Annotated in this window: 16 protein-coding genes and 2 tRNA genes; 9 read left to right on the forward strand and 9 right to left on the reverse strand. The window is 65.9% G+C overall.

Features of this window, described 5'->3' with window-relative positions; all coding sequences use genetic code 11:
- Positions 1–9 precede the first annotated feature (9 nt).
- Both ACTDXD_RS20905 and ACTDXD_RS20910 read right to left on the reverse strand, forming a co-directional pair.
- Complete coding sequence (locus ACTDXD_RS20905; RefSeq protein ID WP_169688509.1) at positions 10–387, reverse strand: DUF3817 domain-containing protein; 378 nt, start codon at positions 385–387, stop codon at positions 10–12.
- Positions 384–791, reverse strand: a complete 408-nt coding sequence (locus ACTDXD_RS20910) for a transcriptional regulator (protein WP_440124157.1) — start codon at positions 789–791, stop codon at positions 384–386. The genes ACTDXD_RS20905 and ACTDXD_RS20910 overlap by 4 nt, the downstream gene beginning before the upstream one ends.
- 169 nt (positions 792–960) lie before the next feature.
- Between ACTDXD_RS20910 and ACTDXD_RS20915 the strand changes: the two genes are divergently transcribed.
- The gene (locus tag ACTDXD_RS20915) at positions 961–3,288 is read left to right on the forward strand and encodes an arylsulfatase (protein ID WP_440124158.1); all 2,328 of its coding nucleotides are present in this window, start codon (positions 961–963) and stop codon (positions 3,286–3,288) included.
- Here the strand turns inward: ACTDXD_RS20915 and ACTDXD_RS20920 are convergent.
- Both ACTDXD_RS20920 and ACTDXD_RS20925 read right to left on the reverse strand, forming a co-directional pair.
- Entirely contained in the window at positions 3,279–4,631 is a 1,353-nt protein-coding gene (locus ACTDXD_RS20920; protein ID WP_440124159.1) for a hypothetical protein, read from the reverse strand. The genes ACTDXD_RS20915 and ACTDXD_RS20920 overlap by 10 nt on opposite strands.
- A 171-nt stretch (positions 4,632–4,802) precedes the next feature.
- Positions 4,803–4,889, reverse strand: a tRNA-Leu gene (locus tag ACTDXD_RS20925).
- A gap of 924 nt (positions 4,890–5,813) precedes the next feature.
- Between ACTDXD_RS20925 and ACTDXD_RS20930 the strand changes: the two genes are divergently transcribed.
- Positions 5,814–15,098, forward strand: a complete 9,285-nt coding sequence (locus ACTDXD_RS20930; protein WP_440124160.1) for a fatty acid synthase subunit beta domain-containing protein — start codon at positions 5,814–5,816, stop codon at positions 15,096–15,098.
- 28 nt (positions 15,099–15,126) lie between these two features.
- Positions 15,127–15,552, forward strand: coding sequence for a holo-ACP synthase AcpS (gene acpS, locus ACTDXD_RS20935; RefSeq protein WP_440127734.1), 426 nt, complete (start codon positions 15,127–15,129; stop codon positions 15,550–15,552).
- Positions 15,553–15,572: 20 nt separating this feature from the next.
- Here the strand turns inward: acpS and ACTDXD_RS20940 are convergent, their stop codons facing one another.
- From ACTDXD_RS20940 to ACTDXD_RS20950, 3 genes are all read right to left on the reverse strand, one after another.
- A complete protein-coding gene (locus tag ACTDXD_RS20940) occupies positions 15,573–16,373 on the reverse strand; it encodes a TetR/AcrR family transcriptional regulator (protein ID WP_440124161.1) in 801 nt (266 codons plus the stop codon).
- Between the two features lie 90 nt (positions 16,374–16,463).
- Positions 16,464–17,252 (reverse strand): ABC transporter permease, encoded by a 789-nt coding sequence (locus ACTDXD_RS20945; protein WP_440124162.1) that lies wholly within the window; start codon positions 17,250–17,252, stop codon positions 16,464–16,466.
- Complete coding sequence (locus ACTDXD_RS20950) at positions 17,249–18,196, reverse strand: ATP-binding cassette domain-containing protein (RefSeq protein ID WP_440124163.1); 948 nt, start codon at positions 18,194–18,196, stop codon at positions 17,249–17,251. Before ACTDXD_RS20950 ends, ACTDXD_RS20945 begins: the two co-directional genes overlap by 4 nt.
- A 90-nt stretch (positions 18,197–18,286) precedes the next feature.
- Between ACTDXD_RS20950 and ACTDXD_RS20955 the strand changes: the two genes are divergently transcribed.
- Together ACTDXD_RS20955 and ACTDXD_RS20960 are read left to right on the forward strand one after the other, a co-directional pair.
- The gene (locus ACTDXD_RS20955) at positions 18,287–19,042 is read left to right on the forward strand and encodes a TetR/AcrR family transcriptional regulator (RefSeq protein WP_440124164.1); all 756 of its coding nucleotides are present in this window, start codon (positions 18,287–18,289) and stop codon (positions 19,040–19,042) included.
- Positions 19,039–20,394 (forward strand): dipeptidase, encoded by a 1,356-nt coding sequence (locus ACTDXD_RS20960; protein WP_440124165.1) that lies wholly within the window; start codon positions 19,039–19,041, stop codon positions 20,392–20,394. The genes ACTDXD_RS20955 and ACTDXD_RS20960 overlap by 4 nt, the downstream gene beginning before the upstream one ends.
- On the opposite strand, the gene bcp is transcribed toward ACTDXD_RS20960, so the two are convergent.
- Positions 20,395–20,868 (reverse strand): thioredoxin-dependent thiol peroxidase, encoded by a 474-nt coding sequence (gene bcp, locus ACTDXD_RS20965; RefSeq protein WP_440124166.1) that lies wholly within the window; start codon positions 20,866–20,868, stop codon positions 20,395–20,397. It abuts the gene before it with no gap.
- 73 nt (positions 20,869–20,941) lie between these two features.
- Here bcp and ACTDXD_RS20970 point away from each other — a divergent pair, with 73 nt between their 5' ends.
- Both ACTDXD_RS20970 and ACTDXD_RS20975 read left to right on the forward strand, forming a co-directional pair.
- Positions 20,942–21,166 (forward strand): DUF3618 domain-containing protein, encoded by a 225-nt coding sequence (locus tag ACTDXD_RS20970; protein ID WP_169688522.1) that lies wholly within the window; start codon positions 20,942–20,944, stop codon positions 21,164–21,166.
- Between the two features lie 148 nt (positions 21,167–21,314).
- Entirely contained in the window at positions 21,315–22,082 is a 768-nt protein-coding gene (locus ACTDXD_RS20975) for a L,D-transpeptidase (RefSeq protein ID WP_440124167.1), read from the forward strand.
- Between the two features lie 63 nt (positions 22,083–22,145).
- Here ACTDXD_RS20975 and ACTDXD_RS20980 read toward each other — a convergent pair.
- Positions 22,146–22,218, reverse strand: a tRNA-Lys gene (locus ACTDXD_RS20980).
- Between the two features lie 339 nt (positions 22,219–22,557).
- Here ACTDXD_RS20980 and ACTDXD_RS20985 point away from each other — a divergent pair.
- Both ACTDXD_RS20985 and ACTDXD_RS20990 read left to right on the forward strand, forming a co-directional pair.
- A complete protein-coding gene (locus tag ACTDXD_RS20985; RefSeq protein ID WP_440127735.1) occupies positions 22,558–23,694 on the forward strand; it encodes a L,D-transpeptidase in 1,137 nt (378 codons plus the stop codon).
- A gap of 42 nt (positions 23,695–23,736) precedes the next feature.
- Positions 23,737–24,864, forward strand: coding sequence for a lipase family protein (locus ACTDXD_RS20990; RefSeq protein WP_440127736.1), 1,128 nt, complete (start codon positions 23,737–23,739; stop codon positions 24,862–24,864).
- The last annotated feature ends 38 nt before the right edge of the window (positions 24,865–24,902 follow it).

Here is a 24,902-nt window from a genome sequence, read left to right on the forward strand (position 1 = left end):
GGGGGTCGATCAGACCCCGAAGTCGGCCTTGACCTGCTTGGTGCGCTGGTGTTCGACGTAGAACGACAGGAACGGGACGGTGCCCGCGAGCAGCGTGCCGATGGTGCGGGAGACCGGCCAGCGCACCTTGATCGACAGGTCGAAGGTGAGTACGAGGTAGACCGCGTACACCCAACCGTGCACGATTGCGATCCACGACGGCACGTTCTCGATCCCGATGACGTACTTCGCGATCATCTCACCGGTGAGTACGAGCAGCCAGATACCGGTGGCGTACGCGAGAACGCGGTACCGCAGCAACGCGGAGCCGATCTTCTTGCGATCGGCGTCGCTGACGTTGCGGGGCGTCGCGGCAGCCTGATCGGACGCCTCGGGGGTGGTGCTCACTGACCGCTCCTATCGGACCCGCGCGAGAGTTGCGCGAGGTATTCGTTGTACTCCCGGACTTGTTTCGCCTCGAGATCGGTCGCGGCGTCGTCGATCGCGACCTTCGGGCGGCTCGGCAGGAGCTCCGCCGGGATCTCTGTGGGCTCCTCGGCCTTCGATGCTCGGGCATCGTCAGGATCGTCCGTCTGAGCTTCCTCGGCCTCGAGCTTGACGAACCGCCGGTACGCGTAGATGCAGAAGAACGCGAACGCCGGCCACTGGAACGCATAGCCGAGGTTCTGTCCGTTACCGCCGACCTCCTCGAAGCGCGTCCACTGCCAATAGCCGAGAGCCAGGCATCCGGCCGCGGCGACGACCACCAACACAATCAGGGCTACACGGCGCGGCGGACGATACTCGGACACGACATCGACGGTACCCGAGCGCGGCACCGACCTGCCAAGACGGATCCGGCGCAGTGGGCGAGGTCACCTGCATGATCCTGCCGATCTTTCACCCCATCAGGGTGAAGCCGAGGTGCGATCTGCCTGGTGTACTGACCCGAGCAGGTGGGGCACGGGGAGGCAACCGACAATGAGCAACGACTTGCGGGCGAAACCGATACCCAATGGCGACACATTGCCGTTCCCTCCCACCCCGTCGGGCAGCATCGCGGGCCGAACCATGCAGGAGTCCGTCTACAGCCCCCGACCTGAGGAAAAACGACTCGACGACGACGCCCCGAACATCCTCGTCGTTCTGATCGACGACGCGGGACCAGGACTGCCGAGTGGCTTCGGTGGCGAGGTGAACACCCCAACCCTCGACCGCATGCTCGGCGAAGGAATCAGCTACAACCGTTTCCACACGACAGCCATGTGTTCGCCGACGCGGGCTGCATTGCTCACCGGCCGGAATCACCATCGCGTCGGTAACGGGCAGATAGCCGAACTGGCCAACGATTGGGACGGGTACTCCGGACACATCCCCAAGTCGAGCGCGACGGGCGCCGAGGTTCTCAAGCAGTACGGCTACACCACGGCGGCGTTCGGGAAATGGCACAACACTCCGGCCGAGGAGACCACCGCCGCCGGCCCCTTCGACAACTGGCCCACCGGCGTCGGATTCGACTACTTCTACGGTTTCCTCGCCGGGGAGGCATCGCAGTACGAGCCGAACCTGGTCCGAAACACCACCGTCGTCCTGCCGCCGAAGACGCCCGAGCAGGGCTACCACCTCAGCGAGGATCTTGCGGACGACGCCATCGGGTGGCTTCGCAGGCACAAAGCGCTCGACGCCGACAGGCCCTTCTTCATGTACTGGGCCAGCGGTTGCCTGCACGGCCCCCACCACATCATGAAACCGTGGGCCGACAAGTACGCAGGGAAGTTCGACGACGGCTGGGACGCCTACCGCGAGCGCGTGTTCGCCCGGGCCAAGGAGACGGGTTGGATCCCGCCGGAAGCGGAACTCACCGACCGCGACCCGACCATGGCCGCTTGGGACGACATTCCCGACGAGGAAAAACCATTCCAGCGACGACTGATGGAAGTGGCCGCCGGATACGCCGAGCACTGCGATGTTCAGGTGGGCAGGCTGTTCGACGAGCTGGACCGACTCGGCTACCGCGACAACACCCTGGTCGTCTACATCTGGGGCGACAACGGCTCGTCCGGTGAGGGCCAGGACGGCACCATCAGCGAATTGCTGGCGCAGAACGGGATCCCGACGACCACGGCGCAGCACATCGAAGCGCTCGACCAGCTCGGTGGACTCGACGTGCTCGGCTCCCCGAAAACCGACAACATGTACCACGCAGGATGGGCGTGGGCGGGCAGCACGCCCTACAAGGGCATGAAGCTTCTCGCCTCGCATCTCGGAGGGACCCGCAATCCCATGGTGGTGCGGTGGCCGGCGCAGGTCACTCCGGACCCGATTCCGCGGCCCCAGTTCCTGCACTGCAACGACCTCGTACCGACCTTCTACGACCTGCTCGGCATCACCGCGCCCCGCACCGTGAACGGAATCCCTCAGGACGTGATCGACGGCGCCAGCTTCGCGCAGACCCTGAGCGACAGGAACGCGAAAGCAGGCAAGCTCACCCAGTACTTCGAGATCATGGGCAGCCGCGCGATCTACCACGACGGCTGGATGGCATCGGCGTTCGGACCACGCGCACCCTGGCTGCAGGGTATGCCCGGCGGAATCCGCGACTGGAACCCCGACGACGACGTATGGGAGCTCTACCACCTCGACGAAGACTGGACCCAGAACCGCGACCTCGCGCAGCAGCATCCCGAGAAACTGGCTCAGCTACGCGAGATGTTCGCGATCGAGGCGGCCAAGAACAATGTCCTGCCCGTCGGCGGAGGGCTCTGGGTCGTCGCGATGCATCCCGAACAACGCATCTCGACTCCCTACACGAGTTGGCAATTCACGGGGGACGTCACCCGAATGCCCGAATTCTGCGCCCCCGCACTCGGAAACAAGAACAACCATGTCACCGTCGAGTTGACTGCACCCGACCGGGCCAGTGGTGTCCTCTATGCCCTCGGCGGAAATGGTGGTGGACTGACCTGCTACCTGGACGACGGCTACCTCTGCTACGAGTACAACCTGTTCATCCTGATGCGCACCAAGATGCGCTCGGCGACGCAGATCCCGCCCGGCGATCACACCATCGAGGTGATCACCGAATACGCCGAGGCGCGCCCTGGCGGGCCCCTGAACGTCCGGATGCTCGTCGACGAGGAGACGGTGGGGGAGACCACGGTGCCGGTCAGCGCGCCGCTGCTGTTCACGGCGAACGACTGCCTCGACATCGGGACGTGCCTCGGCTCCCCGGTCTCGCTCGACTACTACGACCGCGCGCCGTTCCCCTTCAGCGGAACCATCGACACAGTGGTCGTCGACTACACCTGAGGGCGACCGGCCTGGGACAATGGCCGGACAACGATTTCGAGCAGCAGTAGAGCGAGCAAGGCGATGAACACCGTCCACCCCACCACCGCGCCTGTCGGGTAATTCCAGAACACGACAACCAGCACGGCCACCGCAACGATTGCGGCGCGCAACGGAACTCGGGCGCGGGCCAGCCACACCTCCACGGTGCTCGGCGTGCGGGTGCTGTCCGGCCTCCGTAACTTGTCCATCCCGTAGGCGAACCCGCGACGGACCGCCATCGCCGACGCCGATCCACCGATGAGGTAGGCGCCGACCGCCACGACCAATCCCGCGACCAACACCGCCCGCAATGTCGAACGTAGCGGTGTGGCGAGAGCGTCGAAAAGCACTGCCGCTGCGCCCGGCGAGCGGATCTCGGCCGGAAGGTTGTCGAGGTACAGCGACCGGCCGATCATGATCGCGAGTGCGAGGACGAGCATCGCGACGACGAAGGTGACGCCTGTGATGGCCAGAGTTCGAAGCCGGGAGCCGCGCGGGGCCGTCCAGATCGCGCCCGCAGCCGTCAGCAGCGTCAGCCACGGGAGAATGCCGGATGCTCTGTCGAGCGCATTGACAGCGCGTTGCGCCTTGATGAGTTCGGGCGACTGGAACAGCACGAACTGCTTGTCGATCTCCGGGATCTGATCGGCGAATGCGAACCCCCGGTCGACCAGGAGGCTCTTGGCCTTGTCGATGATCGGAGCGAGATTCAGGCTTACCGTCCCGCTGTCGTCGATCGAAATTGCGTCCGCTTGCGTATCGCCGGTCAACACTGCGGCCAGTCTGTCGTGCGCGGCGCGATTCGTCTGGACCCAGAGGGTTTCGAATTGGTCCGATGCAACCAGGCTGCCGACGGTGTCGTGCACGAAACTCTCCGCCTGTCCGGCGATGACCGGCGCCAGACCCACCACGGGTTCGAGTCGCGGCCTATCTTCGGTCAGGGCTGTCAATGCTTCTTCCGTCAGGCCCTGGACATCGACCTGGGCGAAGATTTCATCCGTCACACGGTTGGTGATTGCCCCTTGGATCTCGGGATCGGACGCGAGCGGGGTCACCATGGTCACGTAGCGGTCGGTGTCGAGAATCTGACTGCGCGCGTATCGGGCGACGACGGACGAGATGGCCAGCAGGAACACGAGCACCAGCAGGATGACCACACCGGCCCAGCGGAGAGTGTGTCGATGTGGCCGGGAAACAGTCTCGGCCGGCGCGACGGTGGACTCACCGCGCAACTTGGCAACCTCAGCGCGCAGTACTTCGAGTTCGCGCCGTTCGTCGGCATTCAGCGGTGTGTTCTCGGATCGGTCGTCGGAGCCTGTCATGACAGACCTGCCTTTACGTGCCCGCCGGAGCGCACGGCTTGCGCCCGCACCGATGCCGCTCCAAGACTGCTACCGCGGTTGGTCGTGCGCTTCACCCGCAGAGGGTGAAGGGGAGTGAACGAAAGTGTGGATCCGGGCCCGTAATGGGGCTGGATCCACACTCACTATCCGTGGTGCGCGAGGGGGGACTCGAACCCCCATACCCGTAAGGGCGCCAGGACCTAAACCTGGTGCGTATCCCAATTCCGCCACTCGCGCGTCACGGACACACTACGTCATGACTCCGACAGATCCGAGTTGAAGCCGAAACGTCGCCTGCCGGCCCAAGTCGGCGTCTGGCTATGACAGTTGGGACACAGGAAGCGCACATTCTCAGGGCGGGAGTCGTTCGGGTTTCCATCGATGTGGTCGACATGGAGGATCAAAGCCTCCCCGCACCAAATCGGATCCATACCGCATCCTTCACACTTGTGTTGCCGCCCGGACTCCAGTAGGGCGCGGCGCAGGCGTTTCGGAGCCTGGCGATTCGATTCGACCGGCTTGAGCACGAGGATCTCGGTCCAATCGAGTCGGTTTTGCGGCGGTTTCCCTTTCTGGGAGTCCCGGCCTGTGAAATGCGATGTATCGATTCCCAGCCTCTTGATCCGTCTGCTGATGTGCGTATGCGTGCCACCGTCGGGCCTTGCACCCATCCATCGAAGCGCGCCTGACATGCTCGAGGAGGCCCGCACTGCCTCCTCCAGAAGTTCCTTCGTGTACTTGACCGCCCTGCTCATAGTGCCCCCTTGTCGAATGAATGTTCGATCGTGGTTGAAGCTAGCGGGAGGGTCCGACATGTTCCGGGAGGTGAGGCACGGCCCGGACCGGCCGTCAAGATGGTAACGATTGGATAACAATAAAACGTGAGGACTCCTCGGGTTCGTGGACGTCCACGCATCGACGCAGCCTGGGCGGATTCGGGTTACCCATCGGTCACTTTTCCGGGTTGTGTGAGTGAAGTCACTGGTAGCTGCGTCGCCCTGTGGGTTACGGGAGAAGAAACATGAGGAACCCCTCATGATTCTGTGCGAACCTTGGCGTGCCCGTTTGAGCAGAACACCAGTCCATGCAACACACCGGCGCGGGCAGCGCTGCAACACGAAATGCCTCCACGCAGGGGTGTTCAGGAGAGGAACCACACGCGTGACGATCGACGAGACCACACCAGGCGACAACGGACGGAACTCGAAGGCATCACGACGCACCGGCCAGCGGGCGGCGACCGCCCCGAACGGTGCACTGGTCGACAAGCTTCTCGCGGGTGAGCCCTATGCGCTCGCCTTCGGCGGCCAGGGTGCGCCCTGGCTCAGCTCCCTCGAAGAACTCAGCCGCGACAACGGCCTCGAGCCGGTCCTGACCGAACTGGTCAACTCGGCGGCAGCACACCTCGCGCCCGTCGCAGGCGAACTGATGGTTGTGCGCCCGGCAGGGTTCGATCCCATCGCGTGGATTCTCGAGCAGGAACTCGTCGACGACGAGGACGAGACCCCCGCAAACGGCCCGTCCGAAGCGACTCTCACCTCCGCCGCGGTTTCCAAGCCCGGTGTCTTCCTCACCCAGGTCGCTGCGTTGCGCGCGCTCGCAAACCAGGGTTTCGACGTCGCCACCCACGCGCCGAGCGCTGTGATCGGCCACTCGCAGGGCGTTCTCGCCGTCGAGGCAGTCGCGGCCGGTGGTCGTAAGGACGCCGAGATCCTCGCGATCGCTCAGCTCATCGGTGCCGCTGCCTCGCTCGTCGGCCGTCGCCGCGGGCTGATCGCCGGCGCAGGAAAGTTCCCGATGCTCGCGGTGTCGGGCGCCGACAGCGAACGCGTGCGCGCGGTCGTCGCGGAGGTGTTCGAGGGTCAGGATCCCGAGCGCAGCGCGGTTGTCGCCATCCGCAACGGCCGTCGCCGCGTCGTGTTGTCGGGCCCGCCGGCTGCGCTCGAGCGTGTGCAGCAGCGTTGCGAGGAGATCTCCGCAACCGAAACCCGCGAGCGTGATTCGAAGAAGCGTGGCGGCGCCGTGTTCGCGCCCACCTTCGAGTCTGTTCCCGCCGAGGTCGGCTTCCACCACCCCGCGTTCGCGGACGCCGTCGAACAGGTCGTGGAGTGGGCGTCGCGCTGCGATCTGGACGCCGAGCTGGCTCGCACGCTGGCCGAGTCCATTCTCGTGACACCGGTCGACTGGGTCGAGCAGGTCGATGGCGCTGTTGCGTCGGGTGCGTCCTGGATCCTCGATCTGGGCCCCGGCGAGCTTCTCACCCGCCTGACCCAGTCCGGATTGCGTGGTCAGGGCGTCGGAATCATCGCCGCTGCAACCCGCGGTGGTCAGCGCAACCTGCTGACGCCGGGTGCCGAGCCCGAGGTGCCGCGCGCATGGTCGGAGTTCGCTCCGAAGCCGGTGGCGTTGCCCGACGGCCGGATCGGTGTGGAGACGTCCTTCACCCGTTTGACGGGTCGTTCGCCGATGTTGTTGGCGGGTATGACCCCCACCACGGTCGATCCGAAGATCGTGGCTGCTGCCGCGAACGCCGGTCACTGGGCGGAACTCGCCGGTGGCGGCCAGGTCACCGAGCAGATCTTCGCCGACCATGTGGCCGAGCTGACCGATCTGCTCGAGCCCGGTCGCGCTGCGCAGTTCAACTCGATGTTCCTCGACCCGTACCTGTGGAAGCTGCACGTGGGCGGTAAGCGTCTCGTGCCGAAGGCCCGTGCCGCGGGCGCACCGTTCGACGGTGTCGTGGTCACCGCGGGTATTCCTGAGCTCGAAGAGGCCGTGCAGATCATCTCCGATCTGCGTGATGCGGGCATCGAGCACGTTGCGTTCAAGCCGGGCACGGTCGCGCAGATCCGTTCGGTGATCCGCATCGCGAACGAGGTCCCGAGCTACCCGATCATCGTTCACATCGAGGGCGGCCGCGCGGGTGGTCACCACTCGTGGGAAGACCTCGACGACCTGCTCCTCGACACCTACGCGGAGCTGCGCACGCGCTCGAATCTGGTGCTGTGTGTCGGTGGCGGTATCGGTACGCCGGAGAAGGCCGCCGATTACCTGACGGGCCGCTGGTCGACCGTGCACGGATTCCCGGCGATGCCGCTCGACGGCATCCTGGTGGGCACCGCTGCGATGGCGACGCTGGAGGCCACCACGGCTCCCGAGGTCAAGCAGCTTCTGGTCGACACGCCCGGCACCCCCGATTGGGTGGGAGCAGGTACCGCGAACGGTGGAATGGCTTCGGGACGGAGCCAGCTCGGCGCCGATATCCATGAGATCGACAACGCTGCTTCCCGTACGGGTCGTCTGCTCGACGAGGTCGCGGGCGATGCGGATGCTGTGGCTGCCCGTCGCGACGAGATCATTGCCGCGCTCGACATCACCGCGAAGCCGTACTTCGGGGATGTCTCCGAGATGACCTACCTGCAGTGGCTGACTCGCTACCTCGAGCTCGCGATCGGTTCCGATTGCGCTACCGAGTTCGATTGCGGCAGCGATCTGGGCGACGCCGTCGCCGACGCGCATGTCAGCCCGTGGCTCGACGTGTCGTGGCGTGAGCGTTTCCGCGAGATGCTGCAGCGCGCCGAGGCCCGTCTGCATCCTGTGGATCGCGGCCCGATCCCGACGCTGTTCGACGACGATGCGGTGCTCGAGCGTCCGTACGCGGCGGTCAAGTCGCTCACGGCTCAGTACACCGATGCAGGCGACGTGGTTCTACACCCCGCGGACGTCCCGTTCTTCGTCTCGCTCTGCAAGACCCCCGGCAAGCCGGTGAACTTCGTGCCGGTCGTCGACCAGGATGTGCGTCGCTGGTGGCGGTCCGACTCGCTGTGGCAGGCACACGATCCGCGCTACACCGCCGATCAGGTCTGCGTCATCCCCGGCACCGTCGCCGTCGCGGGCATCACCCGCGTCGATGAGCCGGTCGGTGAGCTGCTCGACCGTTTCGAGAAGGCCACGGTCGACGAGCTTGTCGAGTCCGGTGTCGAGCCCACCCCGGTGGTTGCTCGCCGTCACCGCGACGTCGCGACCGGTCTGCTCGACGCTGTGCTGTCGTCGCCCGATGTCGCGTGGGCCGGCCGCCAGACGCGTAATCCGATCGATCGTCTCGGTGACCTCGACGAGTGGGTCGTCGAGTCGGAGGCTGCTGCGGTGCATGCGCCTACCGGCGCGACCTTGACGGTCCTCGATGCCGAGCACGTCGGCCTGCGGGTGCCCCTCGGTAACGATCGCGCCGTCGAGATCCGCATCACCGTGCCCGCATCCGTGAGCACCGGCGGCGCACCTGTCATCACCGAGGCCGACGCCGACGCCGCCATGTCGGCGCTGCTCGGTGTGGCTGCGGGACAGGAACTTCCGACCGTCAAGAAGGGTGCCGCGCGTATCACCCTCGGTTGGTTGCCGGAGAAGATCGCCGATCACGCCGGTGTCACCGGTGCGGGTCTGCCCGAGAACCTGAGCCCGAGCACCAACGGTGTGCCCGATGTCCTCGTCGGCGCGTGCTGGCCGGCCGTGTTCGCGGCGCTGGGTGCTGCCCGCACCGACGAGAACCTGTCGGTCATCGAGGGCATGCTCGATCTCGTCCACCTCGATCACGCGATCGACGTGAAGAACGGCCTGTCCACCGACCCGTCGATCCTGGGTGTGAAGGCGCAGGTCGAGAACGTCGCCGACACCGATCTGGGCCGCGTCGTCGAGGTCCACGTGACCATCTCCGCCGACAACGGTGACGGCTCGGGCGACAACACGGTTGCGACCTTGATCGAGCGTTTCGCGATCCGCGGCCGCACCGGCACCGCCGAGCTGGCCGATCCGGTCCGTGCCGGTGGTTCGCTGAGTGATGATGTCATCGAGACGCCGCGTCGCCGGCGTCGCGATGCCGTGATCGTCGCCCCGACCGACATGAGCGCGTTCGCTCGGGTTTCGGGCGACCACAACCCGATCCACACGTCGGACAATGCCGCGCTGCTGGCCGGTCTGGGTAGCCCGATCGTCCACGGCATGTGGCTGTCCGCCGCTGCGCAGCAGGTCGCCACGGCCATCGAGTCGGATGCGAAGCTGCCGGTGCGCCGGATGACGGCGTGGACGACGCGATTCCTCGGTATGGTCCGCCCGGGCGCGAAGATCGATGTGCGCGTCGATCGCATCGCAACCGATCGCGGCGCCGAGATCGTCGAGGTGGGCTGCCGTGTCGACGGCGACCTGGTGATGGTCGCGACGGGCCGTATCGCCGCACCGAAGACGATCTACGCTTTCCCCGGCCAGGGCATCCAGCGCCCCGGTATGGGTCTGGACGCTCGCGCCCGCAGCAAGGCTGCCCGTGAGATCTGGGAGCGCGCCGACAAGCACACCCGCGACGCCCTCGGCTTCTCGATCCTTGCTGTGGTGCGCGACAACCCGACGGTCCTCAAGGCCCGCGGTGTCACCCACAAGCACCCGGACGGTGTACTGCACCTCACCCAGTTCACCCAGGTCGCGATGGCGACGCTCGGTGTCGCGCAGATCGCGGAACTCCGCGAGGCAGGCGCATTCGTCGAAGGTTCGCTGCTGGCCGGTCACTCGGTCGGTGAGTACAACGCTCTCGCCGCGGTCGCCGGTGTGCTTCCGCTCGAAGCGGTTCTCGAGGTCGTCTTCCAGCGCGGCTCGGCGATGCACGCCCTCGTGCCGCGTGACGAGCGCGGCCGCTCGAACTACCGCATGGCTGCGATTCGGCCGTCGCAGTTCGGTGTCGCCGACGAGGACCTGCATGACTTCATCGCCGAAGTCGGAGCGAGTGCTGACGAATTCCTGGAGATCGTCAACCTGAACCTGCGCGGTTCGCAGTACGCGATCGCTGGAACGGTGGCGGGGCTCGAAGCACTCGAGCTCGTCATCGAACGCAAGGTCGCCGAGTTCGGTGGCAAGCGCGCGTTCATCCTGGTCCCGGGCATCGATGTGCCGTTCCACTCGACCGTCCTGCGTGGCGGTGTGGACGACTTCCGTGAGCGGCTGCTGAACCTGCTGCCCGAGGAGATCGACCCGAACATCCTCATCGGCCGCTATATCCCGAATCTGGTGCCCAAGCCGTTCAACCTGGGTCGTGAGTTCATCCAGGAGATCGCTGATCTGGTGCCGTCGGAGCCGCTCGCCGAGGTCCTCGCGGACTTCGATGCGTGGGCCGCGAAGCCGGTTGCGCTGACCCGTGTGGTGCTCGCCGAGCTTCTGGCGTGGCAGTTCGCGTCGCCGGTGCGCTGGATCGAGACGCAAGACCTCCTGTTCGCAGAGGAAGCCGACGGTGGTCTGGGTGTGGAGCGCTTCGTCGAGGTCGGTCTCGGTGCCGCCCCGACGGTCGCGAACCTCGCGTCGCAGACCCTCAAGCTGCCGGGTCGGTTCGGTCAGCCGGTCGAGGTGCTCAACATCGAGCGCGAAGCGTCGATCGTGTACTCGACCGATGTGGATCCGGCTCCGGTCGAGGACGACGAGCCCGAAGCGCCGTCGTCCGAGGCTGCTGCGCCTGCTGCTGCCACGGCTCCGGTTGCTGCTCCGGCAGCGCCGACCGGCGGCCCGACCCCCGACGACATCGTGTTCAAGGCCGCGGATGCCACGAAGGTGCTCATCGCGCTGTGGACCAAGCTGCGTCCCGATCAGATCGGCCCCGTCGACACGATCGAGGCACTGTGCGACGGCGTGTCCTCGCGTCGTAACCAGCTTCTCGTCGACCTCGGCTCCGAGCTGTCGCTCGGTGCGATCGACGGTGCTGCCGACGCCGACATGGGCGCGCTGGCAGGCACGGTCGACCGCCTCGCCCGCACCTACCGCCCGTTCGGCCCGGTGCTGTCGGATTCGATCAACGATCACCTGCGCAAGGTGTTCGGCCCGTCGGGCAAGCGGCCCGGCTACGTCGCCGACCGCGTCACCAAGGTGTGGGGTCTGGGCGAAGGCTGGACCCAGCACGTGACCGCGGAGGTGGCTCTCGGTAGCCGCGACGGATCCTCGATCCGCGGTGGCGATCTGGGTGGTCTGTCGCAGGGCGCGCTCGGCGACACCGCCTCGGTCGACGCCTTGATCGACGCCGCCGTCCAGTCGGTCGGCTCACGTCGCGGAATCACTGTGTCGATGCCGTCGGCCGGTGGTGGCGGGGGAGCCACTGTCGATGCTGCTGCTCTCGGTGAGTTCACCGAGCAGATCACCGGTCGCGACGGTGTGCTCGCCAGCGCCGCGCGCCTCGTGCTCGAGCAGCTGGGACTGAACGAGAAGGTGTCCGGCCTCGCGGACAAGGCCGACGACGAACTCGTCGATCTGGTCTCGGCCGAGCTCGGTTCCGATTGGCCGCGGCAGGTTGCACCCGCGTTCGACGCCCGCAAGGCCGTCCTCATCGACGACCGATGGGCCACCGCGCGTGAGGATCTTGCGCGTGTCTGGCTCGGCGACACGGTGGAGGTCGAACGCTTCGACGGTGCCGGTAAGACGGTTGCCGCTCATGCGACCTACTGGCAGGCCAAGGCGAGCGACGCAGGTCGCACGCTGCTGGCCGACACCTACGGGCGCATCGCGACGGCTGCGGCACACACGGGCGACGCCGAGTACGCAGGTGAGGTCGCTGTCGTCACGGGTGCCAGCAAGGGTGGTATCGGCGCTGCCGTCGCAGCGAAGCTGCTCGGCGGCGGTGCGACGGTGATCGTCACCACGTCGCGGCTCGATTCGAACCGTCTCGGGTTCTACAAGGACCTGTACGCACGCCACGCTCGCACCGGCGCGGCCCTGTGGGTCGTGCCCGCCAACATGGCGTCCTACGCCGACGTCGACGCCCTGATCGAGTGGATCGGCACCGAAACCGTGGAGAACGCGGGCGGCGCCAAGAAGCTCATCAAGGATGCGCTGACCCCGACGCTGCTCTTCCCGTTCGCCGCACCTCGCGTGGCCGGTTCGCTCGCCGATGCCGGTGCGCGCGCCGAGATGGAGATGCGGGTCCTGCTGTGGTCCGTGGAGCGGCTCATCGCCGGCCTGTCCGGTATCGGTGCCGATCACGACGTCGACACCCACCTGCACGTGGTGCTGCCCGGGTCTCCGAACCGCGGCATGTTCGGTGGCGACGGCGCGTACGGCGAGTCGAAGGCAGCGCTCGACGCAATCGTCACTCGCTGGGGCGCCGAGCGCACGTGGGCCGAGCGCGTCACCCTGGCGCACGCGCTCATCGGCTGGGTGCGCGGCACCGGGCTGATGGGTGGCAACGATCCGCTGGTCGAGGCCGTGGAAGCTGTCGGTGTGCGCACGTGGTCGACGCCCGAGATGGCGACCGAACTGCTGAAGCTCGTCGGTCCGGAGGCCAAGCGTCTCGCGAAGGATGCGCCGTTGGTCGCGGACCTCACCGGCGGACTCGCCGACGCGGGGCTCGATCTGCCTGCGCTCGCGAAGCAGGCACAGGACGCGGCCGATGCCGCGGACGAGGATATCGAGGATGAGGCCGCGACCATCGCGGCACTGCCTGCGGCTCCGCGTCTCAATGCCACTCCGGCTCCCGAGTGGAGCCAGGTCACCGCGGCTCCCGAGGATCTCGTGGTCATCGTCGGTGCAGGCGAGCTCGGCCCGTACGGATCGTCGCGTACCCGCTTCGAGATGGAGGTCGACGAGGAACTGTCGGCTGCCGGTGTGCTCGAACTGGCGTGGGTCACGGGTCTGATCGAGTGGGAGAACGAACCGAAGCCCGGCTTCTACGATGCCGAGACCGGTGAGCTCGTCCCCGAGTCGGAGATCGCCGACCGTTACAACGACGCGGTTGTCGAGCGTTGCGGCATCCGTCGTTACGCCGACGACGGAGCGATGGTCGACAACACGGCTCCGCTGATGACGTCGGTGTTCCTCGACAAGGATCTGTCCTTCGTGGTCGGCTCCGAAGCGGAAGCCCGTGCGTTCGTCGACTCCGATCCGGAGAACACGGTCGCTGCGGTCGATCCTGAGTCCGGAGATTGGACGGTCACCCGCAAGGCAGGCACCGAAATCCGCGTGCCGCGTAAGGCGAAGCTGACCCGCACGGTCGGTGGCCAGATCCCGACCGGGTTCGACGTCACCCGCTGGGGCATCCCCGCCGACATGGCGGATGCGGTGGACCGAGTGGGTCTGTGGAACATCGTGTCCACGGTCGATGCGTTCCTCACCGGTGGCTTCACCCCGTCCGAACTGCTGCGCTGGGTGCACCCGTCGATGGTGGCGAACACGCAGGGCACCGGCATGGGCGGCATGACCTCGATGAGGTCGCTGTACATCGACACGCTGCTCGGCGAGAACCGCGCGAACGACATCCTGCAGGAAGCCCTGCCGAACGTCATCGCCGCGCACGTCGTCCAGTCGTACGTCGGCGGTTACGGTGCGATGGTGCACCCGGTCGCGGCGTGCGCCACGGCTGCGGTGTCGGTCGAAGAGGGCGTCGACAAGATCAAGCTGGGCAAGGCCGAGTTGGTTGTCGCCGGTGGTTTCGATGATCTCGGTATCGAGGGCATCGTCGGGTTCGGCGATATGTCGGCGACCGCGAAGTCCGACGAGATGACCGCCAAGGGCATCGACGATCGCCGCTTCTCGCGGGCCAACGATCGCAGGCGCGGTGGTTTCGTCGAGTCGGCCGGTGGCGGCACCGTCCTGCTGGCGCGCGGCGACCTCGCGCTGGAGATGGGGCTTCCTGTCCTCGGTGTCGTGGCATACGCGAGCTCGTTCGCGGACGGTGTCCACACGTCGATCCCGGCGCCCGGCATCGGCGCGCTCGGCGCGGGTCGCGGCGGACGTGAGTCGGCCCTGGCGAAGGAACTGCGCAAGCTCGGTGTCACTGCGGACGACATCGCGGTCGTCTCCAAGCACGACACGTCGACTGCGGCGAACGACCCCAACGAGTCGGAACTGCACGAGCGCCTGGCCGGATCGCTGGGCCGCGGCGAGGGAAACCCGCTGTTCGTGGTTTCACAGAAGTCGCTCACCGGACACGCCAAGGGTGGCGCAGCGGCCTTCCAGCTGGTCGGTCTCTGCCAGGTACTCAGCCAGGGTGTCGTCCCGCCGAACCGCAGCCTCGATTGCGTCGACGAGAAGATGGCCGAGTACGAGCACCTCGTATGGGCACGTACGCCGATCCGTTTCGGCGAGCAGTACGCGCTGAAGGCGGGTCTGCTGACCAGCCTCGGCTTCGGCCACGTGTCCGGGTTGATCGCGGTGGTGCACCCGCAGGCGTTCGTGGAGTCGCTGCCTGCCGACCGTCGTGAGGCGTACCTCGCACAGGCTGCCGAGCGCACGATCTCGGGTAAGCGGCGCTTGGTCTCGGCGATGACCGGAGGCGCGGCACTGTACGAGCGTCCCGCGGATCGCCGGTTCGGTGGGGACGCGGTGCCTGCCGCAGCTGCACGTCAGCTCGAAGCGGATGTGCTGCTCACCGAGGAAGCACGCCTCGGCGACGGCGACGTGTACCGCTCGGGTATGCCCGGCTGCAAGTAGGCCGGGGACTCGAGGGAACCACGTAGTGATGGGAGTTGCGGGTGTCGGGTTCGATCTCGTGTCGGTGCCGGAGTTCGCTGCGCAGTTGCGCCGGCCGGGCACGACGATGCTGGCGAACTTCACCCCGGGTGAGCGTCGCGATGCGAATACCCGCAGCTCCGATCCTGCCCGGCATTTCGCCGCGCGCTGGGCGGCGAAGGAAGCCGTGATCAAAGCGTGGTCGGCGTCGTTGTTCGGGAGTCCGCCGGTGCTGCCGGAGACGATCCACCAGCAGATCGAGGTGGTGTCCGACGCATGGGGACGGCCGAGCATCCGGTTGCACCGTGAGGTTGCCGAGCATCTCGGCGATCGGCGGATCCATGTGTCACTGACGCACGACGGAGACATGGCCGGCGCGTTCGTGGTACTCGAAGACGCCGCCGGCGGGTACTCGTCCGGGGAGGACGACAGGTAGCAGCGGGGAGCTACACACGATCAGGCCGAGGGAGCGGATGCTTCCTCGGCCTTGGTCGTTTCGGAACCGGCGGCGCCGGACGTGGCGGCGCGTGCGCGTTCGGAATCCTCACGTCGCTTCTGACGTTTCGCCTGGGCACGCGAGTCCTGTTCGGCGACCTGCAGATATGCGACCATGATCCGCTTGAGTTCGGCCACGGCGTCGGCGTGGGTCTGGTCGTCCTGCACCGAGAAGTTCAACATCGAGTACACGATGTGGACGAGCACCTCGGCCATGAGCTTGCGGCGTGCTCGGGGAGTGTCCGGGGTGAGGGGCGCCAGCATCCGCGCGACCTGTTCGGCGAATTCTTTCTCGTGGATGGCGCCGGTGGCACGCGTCGATGGGGTGGACTGCATCGCCAGCCACACTTCGCGTCGGGATGGATCGGTGGTCCACAGACCCGCCATGTGATCGACGAAATTGTTGAGGAATCGCAGCCAGTCGACCGATGGGATCCTGCCGTTGAAGGTGGCGAGTTCGTTCTGGACACCGACGAGATCCTGCCGATTCAGTTCGCAGACGATCACGTACTTGTTGGCGAAGAACTGGTAGAGGGTACCGATGGGGACGTCGGCGCGGGATGCGACTTCTTCGCACGTGAACGACTCGAATCCGACTTCGGTGAGTAGGTCGCGGGAGGCTGCCAGGAGCGCGTCGAACTTGCGCCGGCTGCGTTCCTGCGTCGGACGTCGTCTGGGCACGAGTTCCTGCGGCTCCGCCTGGACCTCGAGTGCGGGGTCGATCCGTTGCGGGGCGCGGCGGCCGTTCGTTGCTGACTCCACGCGCCCAGGCTAGCGGCACACTGTGCGAAAGCCGAACATGAGTGTGAAAAGAAGTGTCACCAAACGGGTTGTGCTCCCATCGGCACGGGTTCACCGCGCGGTTCGACGGCGGAACAATGCCGTGGCCGCGACCAGTCCGACGGCGATGAATGCCACACACCAGCCCACCGCGACCAGTGCGGAGTTGCCGACCGGGGTGCCGGTGAGCAAGCCCCGTACCGTTTCGATGACCGGCGTCACCGGTTGGTGTTCGGCGAATCCGCGCAACCAGCTGGGCATCGTGTCCGGCGGTACGAATGCGCTGCTCACATACGGAAGAAAGAGGAGGAAGAAGGTGAAGCCGCTTGCGGCCTCCTCATTTCCGGCGAGCATCCCCAATGCCGCGGACACCGCCGAGATCGCGAGAATGAACAGCGCGATGACCCCGATGGCCGCGATCCATTCGACGAAGGTGGCGTCGGCCCGGAATCCCATCACCGCGGCGACGGCAAACACGACGACGGTACTGGCGAGGTTGCGGAGCAGGCTGGCGACGACGTGGCCGGTGAGGACTGCCGAACGCGCGATGGGCATCGACCGGAACCGATCGACGATGCCTCGCTGCATGTCGGACGCGACGGCAACCGAGGTCTGCGCGGCGCCGAACGAGGCCGACAGCAGCACGATGCCCGGAACCACGTAGTTGAGATAGTCGGTGCCGGTGTTGATGGCGCCGCCGAACACGTATACGAACAGCACGAGCAGCAGGACCGGCAACGCGAGCCCCATGAGCAGAGCGTCGGGGCTGCGGAGTATGCGTCTGAGGTTTCTTCCGGTCACCGCCGCATAGTCGCGGGGCAGGTGACCGGCAGTGCGGGTCGGTGAGTCGGTGATCGTCACTGCGAGAACTTCTTTCGGTTGGCCGTGCCGGTGAGGGTGAGGAAGACATCGTCGAGTGTGGGGGAGTGGAGGCCGAATTTCTCGACCGGAACTGCGTCGTCGGCGAGCCGGGTGAGTAGGGCGGCCACGTGGGGGAGATCGCCGTCGGTGGGGACTTCGAGAGTGAGGGTGCTCGGGTCGGTCTCGCCGCCGAGTAGTGCCGCAGCATGATCGAGGTCGGGTTCGGTGGTGAATCGCAATTCCAGGTGACCGCCCGGCACCAGCGCTTTGAGCTCGTCCGGTGTGCCTTCGGCGACGATGCGTCCCGAATCCAGGACCGCGACCCGATCGGCGAGGCGATCGGCTTCCTCGAGGTACTGCGTGGTGAGAAAGACGGTGACTCCTTCGGCGGCGAGTTCGCGGATGACCTCCCACATGATGAGGCGGCTGCGGGGGTCGAGGCCTGTGGTGGGTTCGTCGAGGAAGAGCACCTGCGGTGAAGCGACCAGGCTCATCGCGATGTCGAGCCGGCGAGCGGTGCCGCCGGAGAGGGTGCCCGCGCGCCGGTCGGCGACGTGCCCGAGATCGAATCGCTCGATCAGTTCTCGGACACGGCCGTTGATCGTCGACGAGGGCAGGTGTGCCAGTTGCGCGGCGAGGCGGACGTTCTCTCGTGCGGTGAGCACGTCGTCGATAGCGGCATATTGTCCGGTCAGGGCGATTCGTTGACGGACCGAACGGGCGTGGGCGGGTAGGGCCAGCCCGGCGACTTCGACGGTGCCGGAGTCGAAGGGCAGCAGTGTCGTGAGGATCCGCACGGTCGTGGATTTTCCGGCGCCGTTAGCGCCGAGCAGGGCGAATACGGATCCGGGCGCGACCCGCAGGTCGATGCCGTCGAGCACCGTGGTGGAGCCGAATGTCTTGCGTAGTGCCTGCACATGGAGAGCGGCGAAGCGATCGGACATGTCCCGGTCCTTAACTGTGTATGTCATAGACTTTTGTGTAGATGATACGCAGTTTTAGGATTGCGGCAAGACCCCGAACGACGGAGAGCTATGCACAGTCCCGGAACCGACGACGAGCTACCGCGCGACGTGCGGCTGGCGTGGGGGCTGAACAACCCCGGTACCCGGGGGCCCCGCCGAGGCCTGACATTGGATCAGGTGCTCGACGCCGCGGTCGCCGTGGCCAACACCGAAGGGCTCGGGGCGCTCTCGATGAGCCGGGTGGCGAAGGAACTCGGCTTCACCACGATGTCGCTCTATCGTTATGTCGACAGCAAGGATCAACTCGTCGAACTCGCGTGGGACCGCGCGCTCGGACCGCCGCCCGAGTTGCCCGCCGAGGGGTCCTGGCGGCAGCGACTCGACGCCTGGGCCACAGCGGAGTACCGAGCGCTGCGCGAATACCGATGGCTGACCGAGCATCAGATCCGAACGGCTCCCTACTGGCCCAACAACATGCGCTGGCTCGACGCCGGCCTCGGTGCGATGTCCGACACCCTCCTCGACGAGGAGGAGAAGGTGCAGGTCACGCTCACGATCTCGCTGTATGTCATCAGTCGTGCGCGTTTCTCATGGGAACTCGAATCCGCCGTCGTCGACGATCGGGTGGACTACCCCTCGGTGATGCCTCGCATCCTCGACCCGGAGAAGTATCCGTGGGTACTCGCAGCCGTTGCTGCGGGAGCATTCGATACAGACGAGGACGAAGACCCCGCGGTATGGCACGAATACGACTTCCGGTTCGGACTAGAGCGGCTCCTCGATGGAATCGACGTGCTCATCCGAAACAAGGAGGCAAACAGATGACAGGCTTGACCCGACGAATGCGGACCCGCGTCAGCGCAGCGATGCCTGCGGCTCGTGACGAGCTCGCTACTATGGTTGCCTTCCGCTCGGTGGCCGACCCCCGGCAGTTCCCCGTCGAAGAATGCGTCGGAGCTGCAACCTGGGTTCGTGACGCATTCGCCGAGGCGGGGATCGAACACGTCGAACTCATCGAGACCTCCGACGGATCGCTCGCCGTCGTCGGGCACACCCCCGCCCCCGCCGGAGTCCCCACCGTCCTGCTGTACAGCCACTACGACGTACAGCCTCCCGGTAATGAAAACCTCTGGGACAGTCCGCCGTTCACGCTCACCGAACGAGATGGCCGCTGGTACGGGCGCGGCGCCGCCGATTGCAAGGGCAACATCATGATGCACCTGCTCGCGCTGCGGGCGGTCCTCGAAGACGGGCGCATCCCGGTGGGTGTACGGATCGTGATCGAAGGATCCGAGGAGATGGGCGGCGAAGGGCTCGACCACCTGGTCGAGGAGCGGCCCGAGTTGTTTCAGGCCGACCTCATCATCATCGGCGACAGTGGCAACGCCGAAGTGGGAAAGCCGACACTGACTACCACCTTGCGCGGTATCGCGAACGTCGACATCCACATCGAGACGTTGACGGGCGAAGTGCATTCCGGCATGTACGGCGGGGGAGCACCCGACGCGCTCGCCGCATTGGTGCACATGCTCGCCACCGTGCGCGACACCGACGGGAACACGGTCATCGACGGTCTCGACGCCACCGCGACCTGGGACGGCGTGCCGTATCCCGAAGACAGATTTCGCGCCGACGCCGGTGTGCTCGACGGAGTGACGCTGCCGACCTCGGGCTCGATTGCCGACGCCGTCTGGGCCCGTCCTGCATTGACCGTACTCGGAATCGATGCGCCCCCGGTCGTCGGCTCGGCCGCCGCGATCGTGCCCCGCGCATCGGCGCGCCTGAACCTGCGGGTACCGCCCGGGGTCGACGCGACGGCCGCGCAGGACGCGCTCGTCGCCCACCTCGAAGCGCATGTTCCATGGGGTGCCCACTTACGGATCGAGCGCGAAGCCGTCGGCGAACCCTTCCGCGCCGTGACCGACGGGCCCGGATACACCGCTCTACGGTCTGCGCTCGAGGCTGCGTACGGACATGAGGTGGGCACCGCCGGTCAAGGCGGGTCGATCCCGTTGTGCACCGCACTTCAACGCGCGGTGCCGACAGCGGAGATCGCCCTGATCGGGGTCGAGGAGCCCCGCTGCGTCATCCACGCCCCGAACGAGAGTGTCGATCCGTCCGAGATCGAGAACCTCGCCGTCGCGGAAGCGGTGCTGCTGAGCTCCCTGGCCGAATAGTCAGACGGACAGATCGCGTCGCAGCTTCGCTACGTGTCCGGTCGCCCGTACGTTGTACTGCGCAACCTCGATCTTGCCTTGCTCGTCGACGAGGAAAGTCGATCGGATCACGCCGGTCACTGTTTTGCCGTACATCTTCTTCTCGCCGAAGGCGCCCCATGCGGTGAGCGTGGTCTTCTCGGGGTCGGAGAGCAGCGGGAAATTCAGTTCCTGGCTGTCGCGGAATTTGGCCAGTTTCGCGGGCTTGTCGGGGGAGATTCCGACCACGTCGAGTCCGGCATCGCCCAGTTCGGCGAGGTTGTCGCGGAAATCGCAAGCCTGCTTCGTGCAGCCGGGCGTGCTCGCAGCGGGGTAGAAGTAGACGATGACCTTGCGTCCGCGGTAGTCGGACAGCGACACCTCGTTGCCGTCGGCGTCGGCAAGTGTGAAGTCGGGTGCGGTGTCACCGGGGGAGAGTCTGCTGTTTTCCGTCATGTCCGCGACAGTAGTAGACCGTTCGTCCATTACCGTGGTCGCAGCACACTGCAGCGACTTTCTGGAGGATCACGTGGCTAGGGACACCGGCGACATCGAGCGGGACATCGAAAAGGCCCGCAACCAGCTCGCGAGCACGCTCGACGAACTGAGCCTCCGCGCCAACCCGAAGACCTTGGTGGCGAACACCAAGCAGAGCGTCGTGGCGAAGGTCAATCAGCCTCAGGTCAAGAAATACGCCGCCATCGCTGTGGGTGCGGTGGTGGGTCTGCTCGTGTTGCGCAAGATTCTGCGCTGACCCCATTGGATCCGCACAGTGCCCGCGTCTTTACGGACGCGGGCACTGTGCATTCGTGCACGACAACCTTTCATATGCCGCGCCCATAGGTGTGACGTGCTTCACTGGATGGGTCGGGGTCTGGCCTGGTTCGAAGGAGGCGACCGTCATGCGGGGTTGTCAGCGGAGCGCACGACTGCTTCTGGCCACCATTCTCGCAACCGCCGTGTGGTTCGGCTCCGGAGCCGCCGCCGCTGCGGGAACCGTCGTCGAGGCGCCGCCCGGAGGCGTCGGTATCTCGTCTGTCGAGCCCGCTACCGGGGACGTGGTGGGGGTCGCGCATCCGGTGATCGTGCGTTTCACCGCACCCGTCACGGATCGGGTAGCGGCCGAGAACGCAGTGCAGATAATCACCGCGACGCCCGTCGAGGGGTATACGTCCTGGGTGAGCGATCGGGAGTTGCAATGGGTACCGGACGGCTTCTGGCCCGGAGGTACTGACGTCACGGTCCTGGTCGGAGGGTCGCGGACCCACTTCCAGGTCGGTGACTCGTTCATCGCGGTCGCGAATCGCTCGACGCACCAGTTCACGGTCAGTCTGAACGGCGAGGTCGTCAGGACGATGCCGACGTCGATGGGTAAACCGGGATACGAAACCCCCGTCGGCACATTCCCGGTGCTCGAGAAATTCCGCCATCTGGTGATGGACTCGTCTACCTACGGAGTGCCGATCGACGCGCCCGAGGGGTACCGCATCGACACCGAATATGCGGTGAGGCTCACATGGGGCGGAATCTTCGTGCACGCTGCACCGTGGTCGGTGGATTCTCAGGGATACGCGAATGTCAGTCACGGCTGCATCAACCTCAGCACCGAGAACGCCGGCTGGTACTACGAGAACGTGAAACTCGGAGATCCGGTGATCATCGAAGGGTGATTCTTTCTACAGTGCCGAAAAAGCCCCACCCCGGTAGTGTTCCGGATGTGGGGCTTTCCGCTGTGCGCCATCAGGGACTCGAACCCCGAACCCGCTGATTAAGAGTCAGCTGCTCTGCCAATTGAGCTAATGGCGCTTGGTGTTTCTGTCTCCGGTCCGTTGTCCCGGCGACGAAGAGAAGATTACACACCTCGGAAGATCGCGCCAAATCGCCTGCTCAGGGGCCTTTCGAGGCGCTGGAGCTGTAACGGATGGCGCGGTGGGTGCGATTCGGTATTCGAACGTTATCGACGTCGGGGGGCGTCGTAGGGCCTGCCCGAAACATGGGCTGGCAAGATTGCTTTTACATGTGTTACCTGCAGTTTTGGTGTCTGTGGGGAGGCGGGAGCGGAGAGTGGCAGTGCAACAAGAACAAGTGACGAGTCCGCGTCGGCGGCGGACCGCGGCGGTACTGGGGTTGATGATCGTCGGGCTTATGGCCTTCGTCACTGCCTGCTCGCCGGGATCGGGTGGCGGGGCCGATGAAGTGCCGATCGACTCGAACCCACTCGCGGCACTCATCAAACCGACAGTGTCGGCCAGTGTGGAAGACGGCGGCGTCGGCTTCTCTCCGATCGACCCGGTCACGGTGTCGGTGGTCAACGGCAAGCTCGAATCGGTGACCCTCCTCACCCCAGAGGGAGAACCGGTCTCCGGTGCGATCGAGGACGATGCAACCTGGGTGAACACCGAGCCGCTCGGGTACAACCGCCAGTACGTTCTCGAAGCCGTCGCTTACGGACTCGGAGGTGCCACCACCTCGAGCCTGTCGTTCACGACATCGTCTCCGTCGAATCTCACCCAGCCGTACGTGATGCCCGGTGAAGGGTCTGTCGTCGGTATCGGTCAGCCGGTCGCGGTGCAGTTCGACGAGAACATCCCGAATCGCCTCGCTGCCGAGGAAGCGATCACCGTCACGACGAACCCGCCGGTGGAGGGTGCGTTCTACTGGGTCAACAACCGCGAAGTGCGGTGGCGACCGGAGAACTACTGGACGCCCGGCACCACCGTCTCGGTCGATGTGAAGGCTTACGGCAAGGATCTGGGCGACGGCCTGTTCGGCCAGTCCGATGTCGCGACCTCGTTCACGATCGGCGACTCGGTGATCATCAGGGTCGACGACAACACCAAGCAGGTGGTCGTCAACCGCAACGGTGCCGACGTGATCACGATGCCGACTTCGATGGGGAAGAACGACACGCCCACCCCCAACGGCGTCTACACGATCGGCGACCGGTTCGATCACATGATCATGGACTCGTCGACGTACGGAGTGGCCGTCGACTCGTCTCAGGGGTACCGCACACCGGTCGACTGGGCCACCCGCATGTCCTACAGCGGTATCTTCTTCCACTCGGCTCCGTGGTCACTCGGCGACCAGGGGTACCGCAACACCAGCCACGGGTGCCTGAACCTGAGCCCCGCGAACGCCAAGTGGATCTTCGACAACACCAAACGCGGCGACATCGTCATCGTGAGCAACACCGTCGGTGGGGTGCTGTCCGGCACCGATGGGCTCGGAGACTGGAACATTCCGTGGGACACCTGGAAAGCCGGTAACGCGAATGCATAGCCGGTGACCGGCATTCGAACGTGGCTCAGCGCTGTTGCGGCGCTGGGCCTCGTTGTTCCTCAGCTGATCGGGTCGCACATTGCGGCCGCCGCACCCGCTGCGGGCGCACCCGCTGGGCCGGAACCCGGCGCACTCGTCTCGGTCGAACCGCTCCCGGTCGAACTCTCCCTGCCCGGCACCGCAGTTGCGGAGAAGATCGAATACCGCACGCAGTGGCGCTCCGGTGAAGCCACCATCGCCACCGGCGCGTTGTTCGTGCCGCAGGGCGATCCGCCCGAGGGCGGCCGGCCCGTCGTCGCGTGGGCGCACGGGACCACCGGTGTCGGTGACGACTGTTCGCTGACGACCCGTACCCCCCGCTCCGATGTCGAAAAGATGTACCTCGGGCACTGGCTCGACCAGGGTTACGCGGTGGTGTCGGCCGACTATCCAGGACTCGGTTCGGAGGGCCTCCACCGGTACCTCGACGGCCAGAGCGCCGCGCACAGTGTCGTCGACAGTGTTCGCGCCGCCCGCGCAGCCGATCCGACCCTGTCCGACAGCTGGGCGGTGATCGGACACTCGCAAGGTGGTCACGCGGCCCTGCACACCGCCCGCATCGCGACCTCCCGAGCGCCGGAACTCGACTTCCGAGGCACTGTCGCCACCGGGGCCCCGGCCAATCTCGAGTCGGCGTTCACCCTCGGAGTCCCCGGGTTGCCTGATCCCGGTCTGTGGGGGCTCGTGTCGTTCAGTGGGTACTTGTTCTCGGGAGTCCGTGATGCCTATCCCGACGTCGACATCGACAGCTACTTCACTCCGGCCGGTCAGGAAATCCTCGATCAGGCGGAGGTGCTCTGCTACGACGATCTGGACGCGGTCGCGCAATCGGTGAGCATCGGTGACCTGCCGGCGCGTCCGATGTTCGAAGGAGAGTTGCCCGCCGTCCTCGCCGAGTATCTGGCCGTCCCCACCGACGGCTACGACCGTCCGGTCTTCCTCGGCCACGGCATACACGATGTGATGGTGCCTATCCCGCTGTCGGCGAAACTGGCCGCGGAGATGACCGCGTCGGGCGCCGATGTGGACTATCGCGTCTACATGGCCGGGCACTTCACCGCCATCGAACGGTCGATGCCCGATACGACGCCGTTCGTCGCGGGACTCTTCCGCGTCAACGGTCCCCTATAACCCGCATATCCTGTTGCATGGAGCAGGAAACAGAAAGC

This window comes from Rhodococcus sp. SJ-3 (genome assembly GCF_051918125.1).
Classification (GTDB): Bacteria; Actinomycetota; Actinomycetes; order Mycobacteriales; family Mycobacteriaceae; genus Rhodococcus.